At 67.2% G+C, this 14,684-nt stretch carries 17 protein-coding genes; 10 read left to right on the forward strand and 7 right to left on the reverse strand.

Annotated elements, in window-relative coordinates; translation table 11 throughout:
• Positions 1–4 precede the first annotated feature (4 nt).
• On the reverse strand, positions 5–682 hold the full coding sequence (locus B9Y82_RS03140; protein WP_100471495.1) for a YggS family pyridoxal phosphate-dependent enzyme: 678 nt from the start codon (positions 680–682) through the stop codon (positions 5–7).
• Between the two features lie 87 nt (positions 683–769).
• On the opposite strand from B9Y82_RS03140, the gene B9Y82_RS03145 reads away from it, so the two are divergent.
• The 3 genes from B9Y82_RS03145 (at position 770) to B9Y82_RS03155 (ending at position 4,155) form a co-directional block, all read left to right on the forward strand.
• Positions 770–1,807: a type IV pilus twitching motility protein PilT gene (locus tag B9Y82_RS03145; RefSeq protein WP_004147099.1), complete on the forward strand. Its 1,038-nt coding sequence runs from the start codon at positions 770–772 to the stop codon at positions 1,805–1,807.
• Between the two features lie 79 nt (positions 1,808–1,886).
• Positions 1,887–3,050 (forward strand): PilT/PilU family type 4a pilus ATPase, encoded by a 1,164-nt coding sequence (locus B9Y82_RS03150; RefSeq protein WP_049400675.1) that lies wholly within the window; start codon positions 1,887–1,889, stop codon positions 3,048–3,050.
• A gap of 121 nt (positions 3,051–3,171) precedes the next feature.
• Complete coding sequence (locus B9Y82_RS03155; protein ID WP_100471496.1) at positions 3,172–4,155, forward strand: aldo/keto reductase; 984 nt, start codon at positions 3,172–3,174, stop codon at positions 4,153–4,155.
• Between the two features lie 154 nt (positions 4,156–4,309).
• Here B9Y82_RS03155 and B9Y82_RS03160 read toward each other — a convergent pair whose 3' ends face one another.
• Positions 4,310–5,206 carry a LysR family transcriptional regulator gene (locus B9Y82_RS03160; RefSeq protein ID WP_100471497.1) on the reverse strand — a complete coding sequence of 299 codons (897 nt, stop codon included), beginning with the start codon at positions 5,204–5,206 and terminating at the stop codon, positions 4,310–4,312.
• Between the two features lie 93 nt (positions 5,207–5,299).
• Here B9Y82_RS03160 and B9Y82_RS03165 point away from each other — a divergent pair, with 93 nt between their 5' ends.
• The 3 genes from B9Y82_RS03165 (at position 5,300) to B9Y82_RS03175 (ending at position 6,855) form a co-directional block, all read left to right on the forward strand.
• The gene (locus B9Y82_RS03165; protein WP_100471498.1) at positions 5,300–5,509 is read left to right on the forward strand and encodes a DUF4287 domain-containing protein; all 210 of its coding nucleotides are present in this window, start codon (positions 5,300–5,302) and stop codon (positions 5,507–5,509) included.
• Between the two features lie 95 nt (positions 5,510–5,604).
• Positions 5,605–6,054 carry a GNAT family N-acetyltransferase gene (locus B9Y82_RS03170; protein ID WP_100471499.1) on the forward strand — a complete coding sequence of 150 codons (450 nt, stop codon included), beginning with the start codon at positions 5,605–5,607 and terminating at the stop codon, positions 6,052–6,054.
• A gap of 93 nt (positions 6,055–6,147) precedes the next feature.
• A complete protein-coding gene (locus B9Y82_RS03175) occupies positions 6,148–6,855 on the forward strand; it encodes a YitT family protein (RefSeq protein ID WP_100471500.1) in 708 nt (235 codons plus the stop codon).
• Positions 6,856–6,865: 10 nt separating this feature from the next.
• Here B9Y82_RS03175 and B9Y82_RS03180 read toward each other — a convergent pair whose 3' ends face one another.
• Together B9Y82_RS03180 and B9Y82_RS03185 are read right to left on the reverse strand one after the other, a co-directional pair.
• Positions 6,866–7,408 (reverse strand): DNA-3-methyladenine glycosylase I, encoded by a 543-nt coding sequence (locus B9Y82_RS03180; RefSeq protein ID WP_100471501.1) that lies wholly within the window; start codon positions 7,406–7,408, stop codon positions 6,866–6,868.
• Positions 7,405–9,192, reverse strand: a complete 1,788-nt coding sequence (locus B9Y82_RS03185) for a DUF4153 domain-containing protein (RefSeq protein WP_100471502.1) — start codon at positions 9,190–9,192, stop codon at positions 7,405–7,407. Before B9Y82_RS03185 ends, B9Y82_RS03180 begins: the two co-directional genes overlap by 4 nt.
• A gap of 91 nt (positions 9,193–9,283) precedes the next feature.
• Between B9Y82_RS03185 and B9Y82_RS03190 the strand changes: the two genes are divergently transcribed.
• From B9Y82_RS03190 to B9Y82_RS03205, 4 genes are all read left to right on the forward strand, one after another.
• Positions 9,284–9,850: a YqgE/AlgH family protein gene (locus tag B9Y82_RS03190; protein ID WP_087921743.1), complete on the forward strand. Its 567-nt coding sequence runs from the start codon at positions 9,284–9,286 to the stop codon at positions 9,848–9,850.
• The gene (ruvX, locus tag B9Y82_RS03195) at positions 9,843–10,337 is read left to right on the forward strand and encodes a Holliday junction resolvase RuvX (RefSeq protein ID WP_087921744.1); all 495 of its coding nucleotides are present in this window, start codon (positions 9,843–9,845) and stop codon (positions 10,335–10,337) included. Before B9Y82_RS03190 ends, ruvX begins: the two co-directional genes overlap by 8 nt.
• Before the next feature lie 16 nt (positions 10,338–10,353).
• Positions 10,354–11,304, forward strand: coding sequence for an aspartate carbamoyltransferase catalytic subunit (locus tag B9Y82_RS03200; protein WP_100471503.1), 951 nt, complete (start codon positions 10,354–10,356; stop codon positions 11,302–11,304).
• Between the two features lie 132 nt (positions 11,305–11,436).
• A complete protein-coding gene (locus B9Y82_RS03205) occupies positions 11,437–11,928 on the forward strand; it encodes an REP-associated tyrosine transposase (RefSeq protein ID WP_100475161.1) in 492 nt (163 codons plus the stop codon).
• 69 nt (positions 11,929–11,997) lie between these two features.
• Here the strand turns inward: B9Y82_RS03205 and B9Y82_RS03210 are convergent, their stop codons facing one another.
• From B9Y82_RS03210 to mgtE, 3 genes are all read right to left on the reverse strand, one after another.
• A complete protein-coding gene (locus B9Y82_RS03210; RefSeq protein ID WP_100471504.1) occupies positions 11,998–12,816 on the reverse strand; it encodes a prolyl oligopeptidase family serine peptidase in 819 nt (272 codons plus the stop codon).
• A 70-nt stretch (positions 12,817–12,886) separates the two neighbouring features.
• A complete protein-coding gene (locus B9Y82_RS03215) occupies positions 12,887–13,153 on the reverse strand; it encodes a hypothetical protein (protein ID WP_100471505.1) in 267 nt (88 codons plus the stop codon).
• A 63-nt stretch (positions 13,154–13,216) separates the two neighbouring features.
• Complete coding sequence (gene mgtE / locus B9Y82_RS03220) at positions 13,217–14,578, reverse strand: magnesium transporter (RefSeq protein ID WP_008266103.1); 1,362 nt, start codon at positions 14,576–14,578, stop codon at positions 13,217–13,219.
• Between the last annotated feature and the right edge of the window lie 106 nt (positions 14,579–14,684).

The raw sequence follows: 14,684 nt of genomic DNA on the forward strand, positions 1-14,684 counted from the left end.
AAAATCAGGCCGGGCGCGGGCGCGCGCCGAACAGGGCGGTGCCGATGCGCACCAGGGTGGCGCCCTCGGCGATGGCTTCGGCGTAGTCGCTGCTCATGCCCATCGACAGGGTGTCGACCTGCGCGTGCTGGGCGGCCAGCGACTGGAAAAGGGTGCGCATGCGCACGAACGCATCCCGACGGCGCTCGGCCTCGGGCCATGGCGCGGGAATCGCCATCAGGCCGCGCAGGCGCAGCTGGGGCTCGGCGGCAATCGCGGCGACCAATGCGTCCACGGCCTCCGGCGCACAGCCGTGCTTGCTGGACTCATCGTCGATGTTGACCTGGATCAGCACGTTCAGCGGGCCGCGCGCGGCCGGGCGATGGCGCGCCAGCGCCGTCACCAGCTTGGGCCGGTCCACGCTCTGCACCCAGTCGAAATGGGTGGCCACGGCATCGGCCTTGTTCGACTGCAGGTGGCCGATCAGGTGCCACTCCAGCGCCAGGTGCTGCAGCGCCTGCATCTTGGCCAGCGCTTCCTGCACATAGTTCTCGCCGAAGGCATGCTGGCCCTGTGCGGCCAGCGCGGCCACGGCCTCGGCCGGTTGGGTCTTGGAAACGGCCAGCAGGCGCGGATCGGGCCGGCCGGCCGCCTCGGCGGCAGCATGCAGGTTGCTCAGGATCTGGGGCAGGGGAGTGGCCACGTAACGCGTTCCGTTGAATCAGGAGGCTATACTGCCGCCCGGGGAAAGATCCTTCCAGTCGAAGCCGTTATTGGGGAGTAGCCGCTCATGGATATCGCCGAACTGCTGGCGTTTTCCGTAAAGAACAAAGCGTCCGACCTGCATCTGTCCGCAGGCCTGCCGCCGATGATCCGCGTGGACGGCGACGTTCGCCGGATCAACATTCCAGCCCTGGACCACAAGCAGGTCCACGCGCTGGTGTACGACATCATGTCCGACAAGCAGCGCCGCGATTACGAGGAATTCCTCGAAGTGGACTTCTCCTTCGAGATTCCGTCGCTGGCGCGCTTCCGTGTGAATGCGTTCAACCAGAACCGCGGCGCCGGTGCGGTGTTCCGTACCATTCCGTCCGAGGTGCTCACCCTCGAGGACCTGGCCTGCCCGCCGCTGTTCCGCGAGGTGATCCAGCAGCCGCAGGGCCTGATCCTGGTGACAGGCCCGACCGGTTCGGGCAAGTCGACCACGCTGGCGGCGATGATCGACTACATCAACAAGAACGAATACGGCCACATCCTCACCGTCGAGGATCCGATCGAATTCGTGCATACCTCGCAGAAGTGCCTGATCAACCAGCGCGAGGTGCACCGCGACACGCATGGCTTCAATGAAGCACTGCGCTCGGCACTGCGTGAGGACCCGGACATCATCCTGGTCGGCGAGTTGCGCGACCTGGAAACCATCCGCCTGGCGCTGACCGCCGCGGAAACGGGCCACCTGGTGTTCGGCACCCTGCACACCAGCTCGGCGGCCAAGACCATCGACCGCATCATCGACGTGTTCCCGGCCGGCGAAAAGCCGATGGTGCGTTCGATGTTGTCCGAGTCGCTGCGCGCGGTGATCTCGCAGGCGCTGCTGAAGAAGGTGGGCGGCGGCCGTACCGCGGCATGGGAAATCATGGTCGGCACCCCGGCCATCCGCAACCTGATCCGCGAGGACAAGGTGGCGCAGATGTACTCGGCCATCCAGACCGGCCAGCAGTACGGCATGATGACCCTGGACCAGCACCTGCAGGACCTGGTCAAGCGCAGCCTGATCACCCGCAACCAGGCCCGCGAGTACGCCAAGGACAAGCGCCTGTTCGAGTAAGGCGGGGCCGCAACGGGGCGGCGTGCGCCAGTGCGCCGCCGTACCCGTGCCGTTTCCTCCACCGACCGTTTCCTGGTACATGCCCCATTGGGAGCCCGCCGTGAACACCACCGCGACCACCATCGATTTCACTTCGTTCCTCAAGCTGATGGCGCACCAGCGCGCCTCGGACCTGTTCATCACGGCCGGCATGCCGCCGGCGATGAAGGTCAACGGCAAGATCTCGCCGATCACGCAGACCCCGCTCACGCCGCAGCAGAGCCGCGACCTGGTCCTCAACGTGATGACCCCGGCGCAGCGCGAGGAATTCGAGAAGACCCACGAATGCAACTTCGCCATCGGCCTGTCCGGCGTCGGTCGCTTCCGTGTCAGCTGCTTCTACCAGCGCAACCAGGTCGGCATGGTGCTGCGTCGCATCGAGACGCGCATCCCGACCGTGGAAGAACTGAGCCTGCCGCCGATCATCAAGACGCTGGCGATGACCAAGCGCGGCATCATCCTGTTCGTCGGTGCCACCGGTACCGGTAAATCGACCTCGCTGGCGGCGATGATCGGTTACCGCAACCAGAACTCGACCGGCCACATCATCACCATCGAAGACCCGATCGAATTCGTGCACAAGCACGAAGGCTGCATCATCACCCAGCGCGAAGTCGGCATCGATACCGACAGCTGGGAAGCGGCGCTGAAGAACACCCTGCGCCAGGCGCCGGACGTGATCATGATCGGCGAAGTGCGTACCCGCGAAGGCATGGACCACGCCATCGCGTTCGCCGAAACCGGCCACCTGGTGCTGTGCACCCTGCATGCGAACAACGCCAACCAGGCGATGGACCGCATCGTCAACTTCTTCCCGGAAGACCGCCGCAACCAGCTGCTGATGGACCTGTCGCTGAACCTCAAGGGCGTGGTCGCGCAGCAGCTGGTGCCGTCGCCCGATGGCCGCTCGCGCAAGGTGGCGATGGAGATCCTGCTGGGCACGCCGCTGGTGCAGGACTACATCCGCGACGGCGAGATCCACAAGCTGAAGGAAGTGATGAAGGACTCGGTCCAGCTGGGCATGAAGACCTTCGACCAGAGCCTGTTCGAGCTGTACCAGGCCGGCGAGATCAGCTACGAGGACGCGCTGCGCTACGCCGATTCGCAGAACGAAGTACGCCTGCGCATCAAGCTCAGCCAGGGCGGCGACGCGCGTACCCTGTCGCAGGGGCTGGATGGCGTGGAGATTTCCGAGATCCGGTGACCCGGCTGGCATCGGTCGTGACCGGATTGATGAATTCCAGTCATGACCGACTGCCATCCAGTCGGTTCAATCCACCGGCAGTGCAGGCGTATCGTCAGCGCTCCCCCTCTGGAGCACGACGATGCAGACACGTGAACTCGGCCGCAGCGGCCTGAAGGTTTCCGCCCTCGGCCTGGGCTGCATGGGCCTGAGCCATGGCTACGGCCAACCGGTGGAGCGCAGCCAGGGCATCGCCCTGCTGCACGCCGCCGTCGAGCGCGGCGTGACCTTCTTCGACACCGCCGAAGTGTACGGCCCCTACACCAACGAAGATCTGCTCGGCGAGGCGCTGGCGCCATACCGCGACAGGCTGGTGATCGCCACCAAGTTCGGCTTCAAGGACGCGCGCGTCGATACCGGCCTGGACAGCCGCCCGGAGAACATCCGCGCGGTGGCCGAAGCCAGCCTCAAGCGCCTGCGCACCGACCATATCGACCTGTTCTACCAGCACCGCGTCGACCCGAACGTGCCGATCGAAGATGTGGCCGGTACCGTGCGCGACCTGATCGCCGAAGGCAAGGTCGGCCACTTTGGCCTGTCCGAGGCCAGCGCCGCCACCGTGCGTCGTGCGCATGCGGTGCAGCCGGTCGCCGCCGTGCAGAGCGAGTACTCGCTGTGGTGGCGCGAACCGGAGCACGAGCTGCTGCCGACCCTGCAGGAGCTGGGCATCGGCTTCGTGCCGTTCAGCCCACTGGGCCGTGGCTTCCTGACCGGCGCGATCAACGCCGACACCACCTTCGATGCCAACGACTTCCGCAACACCGTGCCGCGCTTCGAAGTGGAGGCGCGTCGTGCCAACCAGGCGCTGGTGGATCGCATCGGCACGATTGCTGCGGCGCGTGGCGCGACCCCGGCACAGGTGGCGCTGGCCTGGCTGCTGGCGCAGGCGCCGTGGATCGTGCCGATCCCGGGCACCACCAAGGTCCATCGCCTGGAAGAAAACCTGGGCGCGGTCGACCTGCAACTTGCGCCGGAGGAACTGCAACGCATCGCGCAGGCGCTGGATGAAGTGTCGATCGTCGGCGAGCGCTACAACGCGCAGCGCGCGGCCCAGGCCAAGGGCTGATCACCAGCTGGGTACGGACTCCCATCATGGTGGGTGCGGACCGATGGTGGGTGCGGACCGATGGTGGGTGCGGACCGATGGTGGGGGGCGGACCGATGGTGGGGGGCGGACCGATGGTGGTGGGTGCGGACCGTTGGTCCGCACTCCTTAACCCTCACCCCATCGGCCCGCGCAGCGCATCAAGCACCGTGCGCATCGCCACGGTCACGTGGCGACGCGACGGGTAATACGCGTAGTAGCCATCGAAGTGCGGGCACCAGTCGTCCAGCACCGACTGCAGGCGGCCATCGTCCAGCATCGGTTGCACCTGGTCTTCCGGCAGCCAGGCCAGCCCGCTGCCAGCCAGCGCGGCGGCGCGGGTCATGCCCATGGTGTTGAAGGTCCACTGGCCGCTCACGCGCACGCTCAGTTCGTTGCCGTCCTGGCCGAAATCCCACGGCATCAGCCCGCCATGCGTGGGCAGGCGCAGGGTCACGCAGTTGTGCTGGGCCAGGTCATCCGGGTGCTGCGGCACCACGTGCTGGCGGAAGTAGCTGGGCGCGCCGACCACGCGCATGCGCAGCGGCGGGCTGATCGGTACCGCGACCATGTCGCGCGCCAGTCGCTCGCCGAGGCGGATGCCGATGTCGTAGCGCTCGGCGACGATGTCGGCCAGCCCGTAGTCGGCAGCCAGTTCCACCTTCAAATCCGGATACTGCTGCAGCAGCGGCGCCAGCCGTGGCCACGCGATGTACTCGGCGGCGTGGCCGGTGGCATTGATGCGGATGGTGCCGGCCGGGCGTTCACGGTATTCGGCCAGCGCGGCCAGTTCGTCCTCGATCTCGGCCAGGCGCGGAGCGAGGGTCTCGAGCAGGCGGGCGCCAGCTTCGGTGGTGGACACGCTGCGGGTGGTGCGGGTCAGCAGGCGCACGCCCAAGCGCTGTTCCAGCCCGCGCATGGCATGGCTGAGCGCGGACTGGGAGACACCCAGCTGGGCGGCGGCCCGGGTGAAGCTGCCCTCGCGGGCGACGTGGACGAAGGCCTGCAGGTCGTTGAGGTTTTCACGGGGCATGCAGGGATGATACGGCTCCCGGATTGAACGGATCTGTCGATTTACAGCTCGCCGGTTCGTTGTAACGGTACATCCAACGCAAGGAGCTTCCGCATGAGCACTGAAAAGCCCAAGGGCCCGGCTTCGTACTTCCCCTCCATCGAGAAAACCTACGGCCAGCCGGTGGCGCACTGGCTCGGGCTGCTGGCGGGCAGGAAGGGCCTGAAACACATGGAGCTGGTCAGCTTCCTGAAAAGCGAACATGGGTTGGGTCATGTCCATGCCAACGCGCTGGTGGCGCACCATCTGGCCGGGAAGGGATGAGGCAGGCAACGCTGGGCTGAACGGCCGTGTGGGGCCTCGCCACACGGCATCAGGGTCGGGCAGACTGGGCGTCCATCCCGAGGCAGGACGCCCCCATGCAGGTCACGCTGGACGCGATCACCGTCGACAACTACGAAGCCGTGTGCGACCTCGAGGTCAGCCAGGCGCAGCAGGGCTTCGTGGCTGGCAATACCTGGTCGCTGGTGCAGGCCGCATTCAATCCCGGCTACCAGACCCGCGCCATCCTGGCCGATGGCGAGCTGGTCGGGTTCTTCATGTGGGTGCCGGAAACGCCGCAGCGGACGTCGATCTGGCGCTTCATGGTCGATCAGCGCTGGCAGGGGCGTGGCATCGGGCGCCGCGCGCTGGAACTGGCGCTGGTGCAGATCCGGGCAACGCCCGGCCTGATTGAGATCGAGATCTGCTACAACCCGCGCAATCCTGTCGCCGGCGCCTTCTACAGCAGCTTCGGATTCGTCGAGACCGGCATGGACGAAGACGGTGAGGACATGCTGGCCGTGCTGCCTGTCGTGGACCCGGGATAACCTGAATGGGCGGGCCTCACTGAACGATTTCATCTGCAACTGTCATGCAGATCGTGTCTAATATCGCTCCCCACCTGCTGTTCCCCCACCCGCATGTCCCTTCCCTCCCATGGCCCCGCGCCGTGCGACGACGCTGACGGCCACCTGGTCACCGCCGGTCCGCTGACCCCGCCGCCCGACAGTGCCGGCACCACCGCCGACGAGAAAGCGCTGCGTCACTCGATTACCGAGGACGTGCAGGGCATGGTGCTGGCCACGATGGTGGCCTCGCTGGGCCTGGCCATCTTCGCCAAGGGCGGGCTGATGATCGGCGGCATGGCCGGCATGGCCTTCCTGCTGCATTACGCGATGGGCTGGAACTTCGGCCTGGTGTTCGTGCTGGTCAACCTGCCGTTCTACTGGGTGGCGTTGCGGCGCATGGGCTGGGAATTCACCCTGAAGACCTTCGCCGCGGTCACCGCCTGTGGCGTGCTGACCGACCTGCTGCCGCGCTGGATCGACTTCTCGCATATCAATCCGCTGTATTCGGCGATCGTCGGTGGCGCGCTGTCCGGCCTGGGCATCCTGTTCTTCATCCGCCACCGCGCCAGCCTCGGTGGCATCGGCATCCTGGCGGTGTACCTGCAGCGCACCCGCGGCTGGAGCGCGGGCAAGGTGCAGATGTCCTACGACGCCTGCCTGATGGTGGCCGCGTTCTTCGTGCTGTCGCCGTCGAAGGTGCTGTACTCGGCCATCGGCGCGGTGGTGCTCAGCCTGGTGCTGATGTTCAACCACCGCCCCGGCCGCTACATGGGCGTGTGACGATTCGGCACTACCGGGCCGCGTTCAACCACGGCGGCGACAGCTTCAGCAGCCGCGCATGCACCGGGCAGTCCTCGGCGTGCGCACCGGGCAGGTAGCCCAGGCTCATCAGGAACTCACCGGTGATCTCGCCGCCGGTGAAGCGGAAGGTCTTCTTGAACAGCTTCACCCAGTCGGCCTTGCTGCGCGGGTGATGCGCATCCAGCCAGCCCGCGAAGCTGCCATGGCTGGCCCGCAGCTGCTGGATCACCTGCGCGTTGTGGATCGCCGCCAGCACCTTCAGCCGGTTGCGGATGATGCCCGCGTCCGACAGCAGGCGTTCGATGTCCTGCTCGGCATACGCCGCCACGCGGTCCACATCGAAGCCGTCATAGGCCGCGCGGAAACCCTCGCGCTTCTTCAGGATCGTTTCCCAGCTCAACCCGGCCTGGTTGATTTCCAGCACCAGCCGCTCGAACAGCTCGCGCTCGTCACGCTGCGGAAAGCCGTACTCGTTGGCGTGGTAGTAGTCGTGCACCGGATGGCCCGGGGCGATGAGGCAGTAGCCGCTCATGGGGAAGACTCGTTGGATTCGGGTTCGGGATCGATGGCCACCGCAGGGCGCCCACCGATGGACAGCATCGGCCAGCGCGGCGGTTCGAGCGAGAGTTCGCCATCACGCAGGGCCTGGTTGATCGCTTCGGCCTGGCCGCTGACGGTGCCGAACAGCGAACCGGCCCGGCGCCACTGGGAATTCCTGCCACGTGCGTACAACACGCAGTCCGGCCCACGGTGGGTGTACAGCTCGCACAGCAGCACATCGCCGCTGCCATCGCCATCCAGGTCGCGATGCACGATCAGGCAGTCGCGCTCGCTCTGGGCGCAGGATTCGCCATTGATCGAGCGCGTGGCCAGTGCCTGCCACCAATCGTCCGGTGGCGAGCTCGATCCCTTGGCAAGCTTCAGCGCGCGCTGCAGGGCGGCGACGTCCTGCAGACCCTTGTCGAGGCGTTGTCCGTCGTCCCAGCGTGAAGTACGTGCCAGTGCGGCAGCGATCACCTGTGGCGCGTTGGCATCGGCGGTGATCGCCGGATCACGCTCCAGTTCGCGCAGCGCCTGCACGCCACGGCGCCCAAGATCGAAGCGCAGCACGTTGACGTCAGTGCTGGTGATCGCCGGCGGGTCCGCGCGCAGGCGCGCCAGCTGGCTGGACAGGGCCAGCCGTACCGGGTCAAGCGGCGGCGAGTTGCCCAGCAGCGCCAGTGCCAACACCGCCCAGCACATCCAGCGGTTGACCGGCTCCAGCGCCTGCAGCCAACGGCCCTGCCGGCGCAGCACCGCCAGTGCATAGCCCACGGCATAGCCGGCCACGGCCAGTGCGATCAGCACCGCCCAGAACCGGTCCACCGTCCAGCCGTACTGCATCACGCGCAGGCCCAGCGCATACAGCGCCAACGCCGCGTAGACCGGTAACGCCAGCAGGCTGGCCTCGACCAGCCGGCGCAGCACGACGGGGTAGGGGGCGGTGTCATCGCCCTGCTGGTAGACCGCATTGGTGAAGGTCACCAGCAACAGCGACAGCACCAGCAGCAGGCTGGCGGCCGAGCGGGTCTTCCACAAAGGCTCCAGCCCGGTGAGCGGCAGGCTCAGCACGAACAGCACGGCGATGAACGACAGCAGCGGCAGCAGCCCGCGGCAGATCGCGAACAGCACCTGGCGGGTGATCTGGATCGCGCGGTGCTGGGTGCGCCCGATCAGCACGCCGAATCCGGCCAGGCTGCCGGTGGCCAGCGCGATGAACGCGTCCTGCCGGAACAGGTCGCGGAAGAAGGTCACGTCCAGCAGCTGGAACAGTGCCGCCCACAGCCACAGCAGCAGCCAGGTCAGGCCAGTGAACAGCGCCGCCAGCGCCAAGGTCAGGCCGTTCTGCCAGGCGCGCTCGAACAGCTCCGGATAGCTGGCGCGCCAATGCCCGTGCTGCAGCTGGAACTGCCACCAGGGCAGTACCACGAACACCGCCACGGCCATGCCCAGGGTCAGCGGGAACTGCAGCGGGCCCGATTCCAGCGCGATCTCGCCATTGAGGTTCCAGCCGACCCAGGCGGCCAGCGCCAGCACCACCGCTGAGCCGAGCATGGCCTGCAGCCACAGGCGGCGCTGGCCCAGCTCGACCAGGCTCAGCGCCACCGCGCTGGGAATGGCCAGCACCCAGGCGTACCAGCAGTAGCGCCAGCCGATATCGCGGAACGGCCACGCTTCGGACAGCTCCTGCGCGGCATACAGCATCAGGCCCTGCAGCAGCGCGATCAGGACGATGGCGCTGCGTGCCGGCAGGGTCAGTGGCAAAGAGGGCTGCATCGACGACCTTCCATGGCAAAGTGCCATCGTAGCCGATCGACGCGCGCGTCCATCGCGCGACCATCCCGCCCCCAGCAGGTAGAATGGGGGCATGCCTGTAACGCCGACTTCCCTCGCCGATCACCTGCTCGTCGCGCTGCCGTCGCTGCTCGACGCGACCTTTGCCCGCAGCGTCGCGCTGATCTGCCAGCACGACGAGAACGGTGCGATGGGCGTGCTGGTCAACCAGCCGTCCGAGTACACGCTGGGTGAAGTGCTCGCGCAGATGGACATCACCACCGGCGATGGCGACCTGCAGGCGCGCATGGTGCTCAATGGTGGCCCGGTGCATCCCGAACGCGGCTTCGTCATCCACGACGACGGGCGGGCGTGGGATTCCAGCCTGACCGTGGGCGAAGGCCTGTACCTGACCACCTCGCGCGACATCCTTGAAGCGATGGCGCGCGGCGAAGGCCCGGCCAATGCCGTGGTTACCCTGGGCTGTGCCGGTTGGGGGGCAGGGCAGCTGGAAAGCGAGCTGTCCGAGAACAGCTGGCTGACCGTGCCGGCCGACGCCGAGCTGGTGTTCCAGCTGCCGCTGGAGCAGCGCTGGCAGGGTGCGGCCTCGCGCATCGGCGTGGACCTGTTCCGGCTGACCGACTACAGCGGCCATGTCTGAGCCGGCCGCGCCCGCACCGGTTTCTCCTGCCCCGGCCATCCGCCGTGACGGCACCGTTCTGGGTTTCGATGTCGGCTCGCGGCGGATCGGCGTGGCCATCGGCAGTGCCTTCGCCGCCCATGCGCGCGCGGTGGCCGTGGTCGATGTGCACGGCAACGGCCCGGACTGGGCTGCGATCGAACGCCTGCTCAAGGAATGGAAGCCCGACGGCCTGGTGGTCGGCGACCCGCTGACCCTGGATGGCCAGGACCAGCCCAACCGCAAGCGTGCGCAGGGCTTCGCCCGCCAGCTGCGGGAGCGCTTCAAGCTGCCGGTGGTGATGATCGACGAGCGTTCCAGCTCGGTCGAGGCCGCCCGCCGCTTCGCTGTCGAGCGCGCCGAAGGGCGCAAGCGCCGCCGCGATGCGGCTGCCCTCGATGCCGTGGCCGCGGCGGTGATCATCGACCGCTGGCTGTCGTCGCCGGACGACGGTACCCCCATTCCCTGACTGCACGACTCCCGCCATGACCGCACAGCAAATCGATGCCTCCGGACGCCTGCGCCACCTGCTGACCCTGGAGGGCCTGCCACGCGAAACCCTGCTGCAGCTGCTCGACCGGGCGGGGCAGATCCGCGACGCCGCGGTCGGCCGCGTCGGCAACAAGCGCCACGTGCTGGCCGGTTCTGCGGTATGCACGCTGTTCTTCGAACCGTCCACCCGCACCCGCAGCTCGTTCCAGCTGGCCGCGCAGCGCCTGGGCGCCGATGTGCTCAACTTCGATGCCTCGACCTCGTCCACGCGCAAGGGCGAAACCGCCTGCGACACGCTGCGCAACCTGGAAGCGATGGGCGTGCGCGGCTTCGTGGTGCGCCACCCCGATGATGGCGCCGTGGCCGCGCTGGCCGAAGCGGCGGGCGAGGGCACCGCGCTGATCAACGCCGGTGACGGCCGCAGCGCGCACCCGACCCAGGGCCTGCTGGACATGCTGACCCTGCGCCAGGCCAAGGGCCCGGACTTCTCAAAGCTGAAGGTGGTGATCGTCGGCGACGTGAAGCATTCGCGCGTAGCCCGCACCGACCTGCATGCACTGCGCACGCTGGGCGTGGGCGAGATCCGCGTGTGCGGCCCGCAGTCGCTGCTGCCGGACGACGAGACCCTGAAGGGCTGCGTGGTCGGCGATGATTTCGACGCGATGCTGGAAGGCGTCGACGCGCTGATGATGCTGCGCCTGCAGCGCGAGCGCATGGAAGAAGGCCTGGTGCCGTCGCTGGAGCAGTACCACGCCCAGTACGGCCTGACCAACGAACGCCTGGCGCGCGCGGGCAAGGATGCCGCGGTGCTGCACCCGGGCCCGATCAACCGCGGCGTGGAAGTCATCGACGAGGTGGCCGACGGCCCGCAGTCGTGGGTGCTGCGCCAGGTCGCCAACGGCGTCGCCGTGCGCATGGCCGTGCTGGAAACCCTGCTGGGCTGATCGCTCTGGTGGGTGCCAACCTTGGTTGGCACTGCTGGTGTGGTGGGTGCCAACCTTGGTTGGCACTGGCCTACCCGGGCGAAGGTGATTTCCCGATGTTCAGGAAACATGCGCCCGCCCATGCTCTTCTGCATGAACAGCACCCGCCTTCTGCTAGGCCGTCATTCCAGTATCGGCCATAGCTACATCCTCACGACGAACGTGCATGGCCGGGCGGCTCTGTTCGCCAATGACGCCGTTGCGGTTACCGCCATGCAGGAGTTCCAGCGTCTGGATCTGGAGGGTCTGACCCATTCGATCGCCTACGTGGTCATGCCGGATCACGTCCACTGGTTGATGCAGCTGCGTGCGGCATCGCTCGACGTTGTCATGAAGCGCTTCAAGTCGCGTACGGCGGTGTACGCAAACAGGGTACTGGGCAGGGTGGGGCGCTTCTGGCAGTCCTGCTATCACGATCACGCGATCCGCTCAGATGAATCGCTGTTCCGGCACGCAATGTATGTGATGGCGAATCCGATCAGGGCGGGGCTGGCAACGCAGCTTGGCGAGTACCCGCATGCGTGGTGTGAGTGGGAACTCGACGGTTCCTGTGCCAAGGCGGAGTTCATTGGGGCTGACAGATAGTGCCAACCAAGGTTGGCACCCACCGAAACCACGCGCCAACCTTGGTGGGCACCTCCCGGAAGTCGTAGTTCAGCGCTTCTGTGCGAACAGCCACGCCCACATCGCCGGGTCCGCATAGGTGGCGTCCCAGGCATTGTGGTTGCCCTGCGGGTACTCGGTGTAGCGCACGTCGCGTGCGTGGGTGCTCTGGAATGCGGCGTGCAGCCTGCGGTCATCGTCCGGTGGCACCACGTCGTCCAGCGCACCGTGGAAGATCCAGATCGGCGTGTGCTGCAAGCGTTGCGCGATCACGGCATACGGATCGGCTTCCCGCGCGACCTGCTCGACGAACAGGGTCGGGCGCTTCGCGCGTGGTGCAAGTACCGCGCCGCACACGGGGACGATCGCGGCAAAGCGGCGCGGGTCGTCCAGGGCGATGTTCCAGCTGCCGTAGCCGCCCATCGACATGCCGGTCAGGTACTGCCGCGCCGGATCTGCGCCGAATTCGGCAATCGTCGCGTCCAGCGCGGCCACCGCCGCACGATTGTTGCGGCCGCTCCATTCCTCGTGGCCTGGTACCTGCGGGAACACCACCAGGGCGGGGAAGTCGGGATGCTCGCGCAGGTAGGGCCCGAGCCCGGCCTGAGTCTGCTTGACACCGTCGCCGCCGCGTTCGCCCGAACCGTGCAGGAACAGGACCACCGGGACATGGGAGGCTGCGGGCGTCTCTCCGCGAGGACTGCGGGCCTGCAGGCCCGCGGGAATGAATACCTGGTAGTAGGCCGTATGCCCGTCCACCTTCACCGCGCGTGCTTCGAAGCGACCACGCGCGCTGTCCGGCAGCGAAGTGCAACCGCTCATCACCAGGAGGGCCAGCAGTGGCAGCCAGCGGAACAGCAAACGGACCATGGGGTTTCCCGAAGCGGCGAGATCGCCTGCATCGTAGTCCGCCGCCTTCGGTCCGGCATCATGCGCCGCATCACTCCGGGCGCGGGAAGCTGGCGATGATGTCCAGCTGCTCCTGCGCTTCGGCATTGCCGCCGGCGGCGGCCGCCTGTACCTGCGCGATGTCCGGGTGCAGCACCACCAGCAGCGGGTTCTCGCAGACTGGGCAGTCGTACTCGGTGGCGTCCTCGGCCAGCTCCATCTCCATGGCGCGCGAGCTGCCCTTCCATTCGCAGGCCGGGCAGGTGTGCTGCTGGTCGCGCCAGCCGGGCTGGAAGTAGTTTTCGATCGTTGTTGCCATGGGATGTTCCAGGATGGAAAGCGGGTTGGAGCCCTGCGCCGCAGGAATCCGGCCCAGCAGGGATCAGTGCAGCAGCACCAGCGTGGCCAGGCCGAGGAAGGTGAAGAAGCCCATCGAGTCGGTCACGGCGGTCAGGAAGATGCCGCTGGCCAGCGCCGGGTCGAAGCCGAAGCGTTTCAGGGTCAGTGGCACCAGCACGCCGGCCAGTGCGGCGAACAGCAGGTTGCAGGTCAGCGCGATGGCGATCACCGCCGACAGCCCGGGCGAGTGGAACCAGGCCAGCACGATCAGCCCCAGTACGGAACCCAGCATCACGCCGTTCAACAAGGCGACCCGTACTTCCTTCCACAGCAGCGTGCGCGCGTTGGACGCGCCCACCTGGCCCAGTGCCAGGCCGCGCACCATCAGCGCCAGCACCTGGGTACCGGCATTGCCGCCCAGGCCCGCCACGATCGGCATCAGCACGGCCAGTGCCACCAGCTTGTCGATGGTGCCTTCGAAGTGGCCGACCACGCTGGAGGCCAGGAAGGCGGTGCACAGGTTCACCGACAGCCACATCAAGCGCCGCCGCATGGCGCGCCAGACCGGGCTGAACAGATCCTCGTCCTCGTCCAGGCCGGCGGCGCCCAGCGCCTGGTGCTCGGCCTGGCCACGGATGATGTCGACCACGTCATCGATGGTGATGCGGCCGATCAGGATGTTGTTGTCGTCCACCACCGGCGCGGAGATCCAGTCATGGTCGGAGAACTGGCGGGCGACCTCCTGGTCGCTCTCGCCGACGTCGATGGCCGGCTGCTCGTCGTCGATCAGGCGGTTGATCGGGGTGGTGTCCTCGTGGGTCACCAGTGCCGCCAGCGACACCCGGCCGAGATACTGGTGGCGCCGGCTGACCACGAACAGGTGGTCGGTGTGGTCCGGCAATTCGCCGCGCAGGCGCAGGTAGCGCAGCACCACGTCGACATTGACGTCGGCGCGCACGGTCACCACGTCCGGATTCATCAGGCGGCCGGCGCTGTCCTCGGGGTAGGACAGCACCTGTTCCAGGCGCTCGCGGTTCTCGCGGTCCATCGACTTGAGGACCTCGTCGATGACCGTATCCGGCAGGTCTTCGACCAGGTCGGCCAGATCGTCGATGTCCAGGTCTTCGACCGCGGCGATGATCTCGTCCGGGTCCATGTCCGCGAGCAGGCTCTCGCGCACGTCTTCGCCGACGTGGACCAGCACCTCGCCGTCATCTTCCGGGTCGACCAGGCCCCACACCACCTCACGCTTGCCTGGCGGCAGCGATTCAAGCAGGTTGCCGATCTCGGCCGGGGCCAGGGTGTTGACCAGGCGACGCACCGGGCCCAGCCGGCCGCTGTCCAGTGCATCGGACAACATCCGCAGTTGGCGCGCAGTCTTGTCGTGGCGTACAGCTTCAGCCATCGCAGCTCCCGCGGGATAAGAAAAGCCGCGATCCCGGCAAGGATGCGGCAACAGGGGTGTTCAGCGCGTCATTATCGCAAGGGGATGTTTCACCGGATACCCCGGC

Source organism: Stenotrophomonas maltophilia (assembly GCF_002799155.1).
GTDB lineage: Bacteria > Pseudomonadota > Gammaproteobacteria > Xanthomonadales > Xanthomonadaceae > Stenotrophomonas > Stenotrophomonas maltophilia_R.

Bases quoted from the DNA above. Each gene is read 5' to 3' on its own strand.
- B9Y82_RS03160 (WP_100471497.1), bottom strand. From the start codon at position 5,206: ATGCCCCGTGAAAACCTCAACGACCTGCAGGCCTTCGTCCACGTCGCC.
- B9Y82_RS03150 (WP_049400675.1), top strand. From the start codon at position 1,887: ATGCCCCATTGGGAGCCCGCCGTGAACACCACCGCGACCACCATCGAT.
- B9Y82_RS03170 (WP_100471499.1), top strand. From the start codon at position 5,605: ATGCAGGTCACGCTGGACGCGATCACCGTCGACAACTACGAAGCCGTG.
- B9Y82_RS03175 (WP_100471500.1), top strand. From the start codon at position 6,148: ATGTCCCTTCCCTCCCATGGCCCCGCGCCGTGCGACGACGCTGACGGC.
- B9Y82_RS03165 (WP_100471498.1), top strand. From the start codon at position 5,300: ATGAGCACTGAAAAGCCCAAGGGCCCGGCTTCGTACTTCCCCTCCATC.
- B9Y82_RS03200 (WP_100471503.1), top strand. From the start codon at position 10,354: ATGACCGCACAGCAAATCGATGCCTCCGGACGCCTGCGCCACCTGCTG.
- B9Y82_RS03185 (WP_100471502.1), bottom strand. From the start codon at position 9,192: ATGCAGCCCTCTTTGCCACTGACCCTGCCGGCACGCAGCGCCATCGTC.
- B9Y82_RS03215 (WP_100471505.1), bottom strand. From the start codon at position 13,153: ATGGCAACAACGATCGAAAACTACTTCCAGCCCGGCTGGCGCGACCAG.
- B9Y82_RS03145 (WP_004147099.1), top strand. From the start codon at position 770: ATGGATATCGCCGAACTGCTGGCGTTTTCCGTAAAGAACAAAGCGTCC.
- B9Y82_RS03190 (WP_087921743.1), top strand. From the start codon at position 9,284: ATGCCTGTAACGCCGACTTCCCTCGCCGATCACCTGCTCGTCGCGCTG.
- B9Y82_RS03210 (WP_100471504.1), bottom strand. From the start codon at position 12,816: ATGGTCCGTTTGCTGTTCCGCTGGCTGCCACTGCTGGCCCTCCTGGTG.
- B9Y82_RS03155 (WP_100471496.1), top strand. From the start codon at position 3,172: ATGCAGACACGTGAACTCGGCCGCAGCGGCCTGAAGGTTTCCGCCCTC.
- mgtE (WP_008266103.1), bottom strand. From the start codon at position 14,578: ATGGCTGAAGCTGTACGCCACGACAAGACTGCGCGCCAACTGCGGATG.
- B9Y82_RS03205 (WP_100475161.1), top strand. From the start codon at position 11,437: ATGAACAGCACCCGCCTTCTGCTAGGCCGTCATTCCAGTATCGGCCAT.
- B9Y82_RS03180 (WP_100471501.1), bottom strand. From the start codon at position 7,408: ATGAGCGGCTACTGCCTCATCGCCCCGGGCCATCCGGTGCACGACTAC.
- ruvX (WP_087921744.1), top strand. From the start codon at position 9,843: ATGTCTGAGCCGGCCGCGCCCGCACCGGTTTCTCCTGCCCCGGCCATC.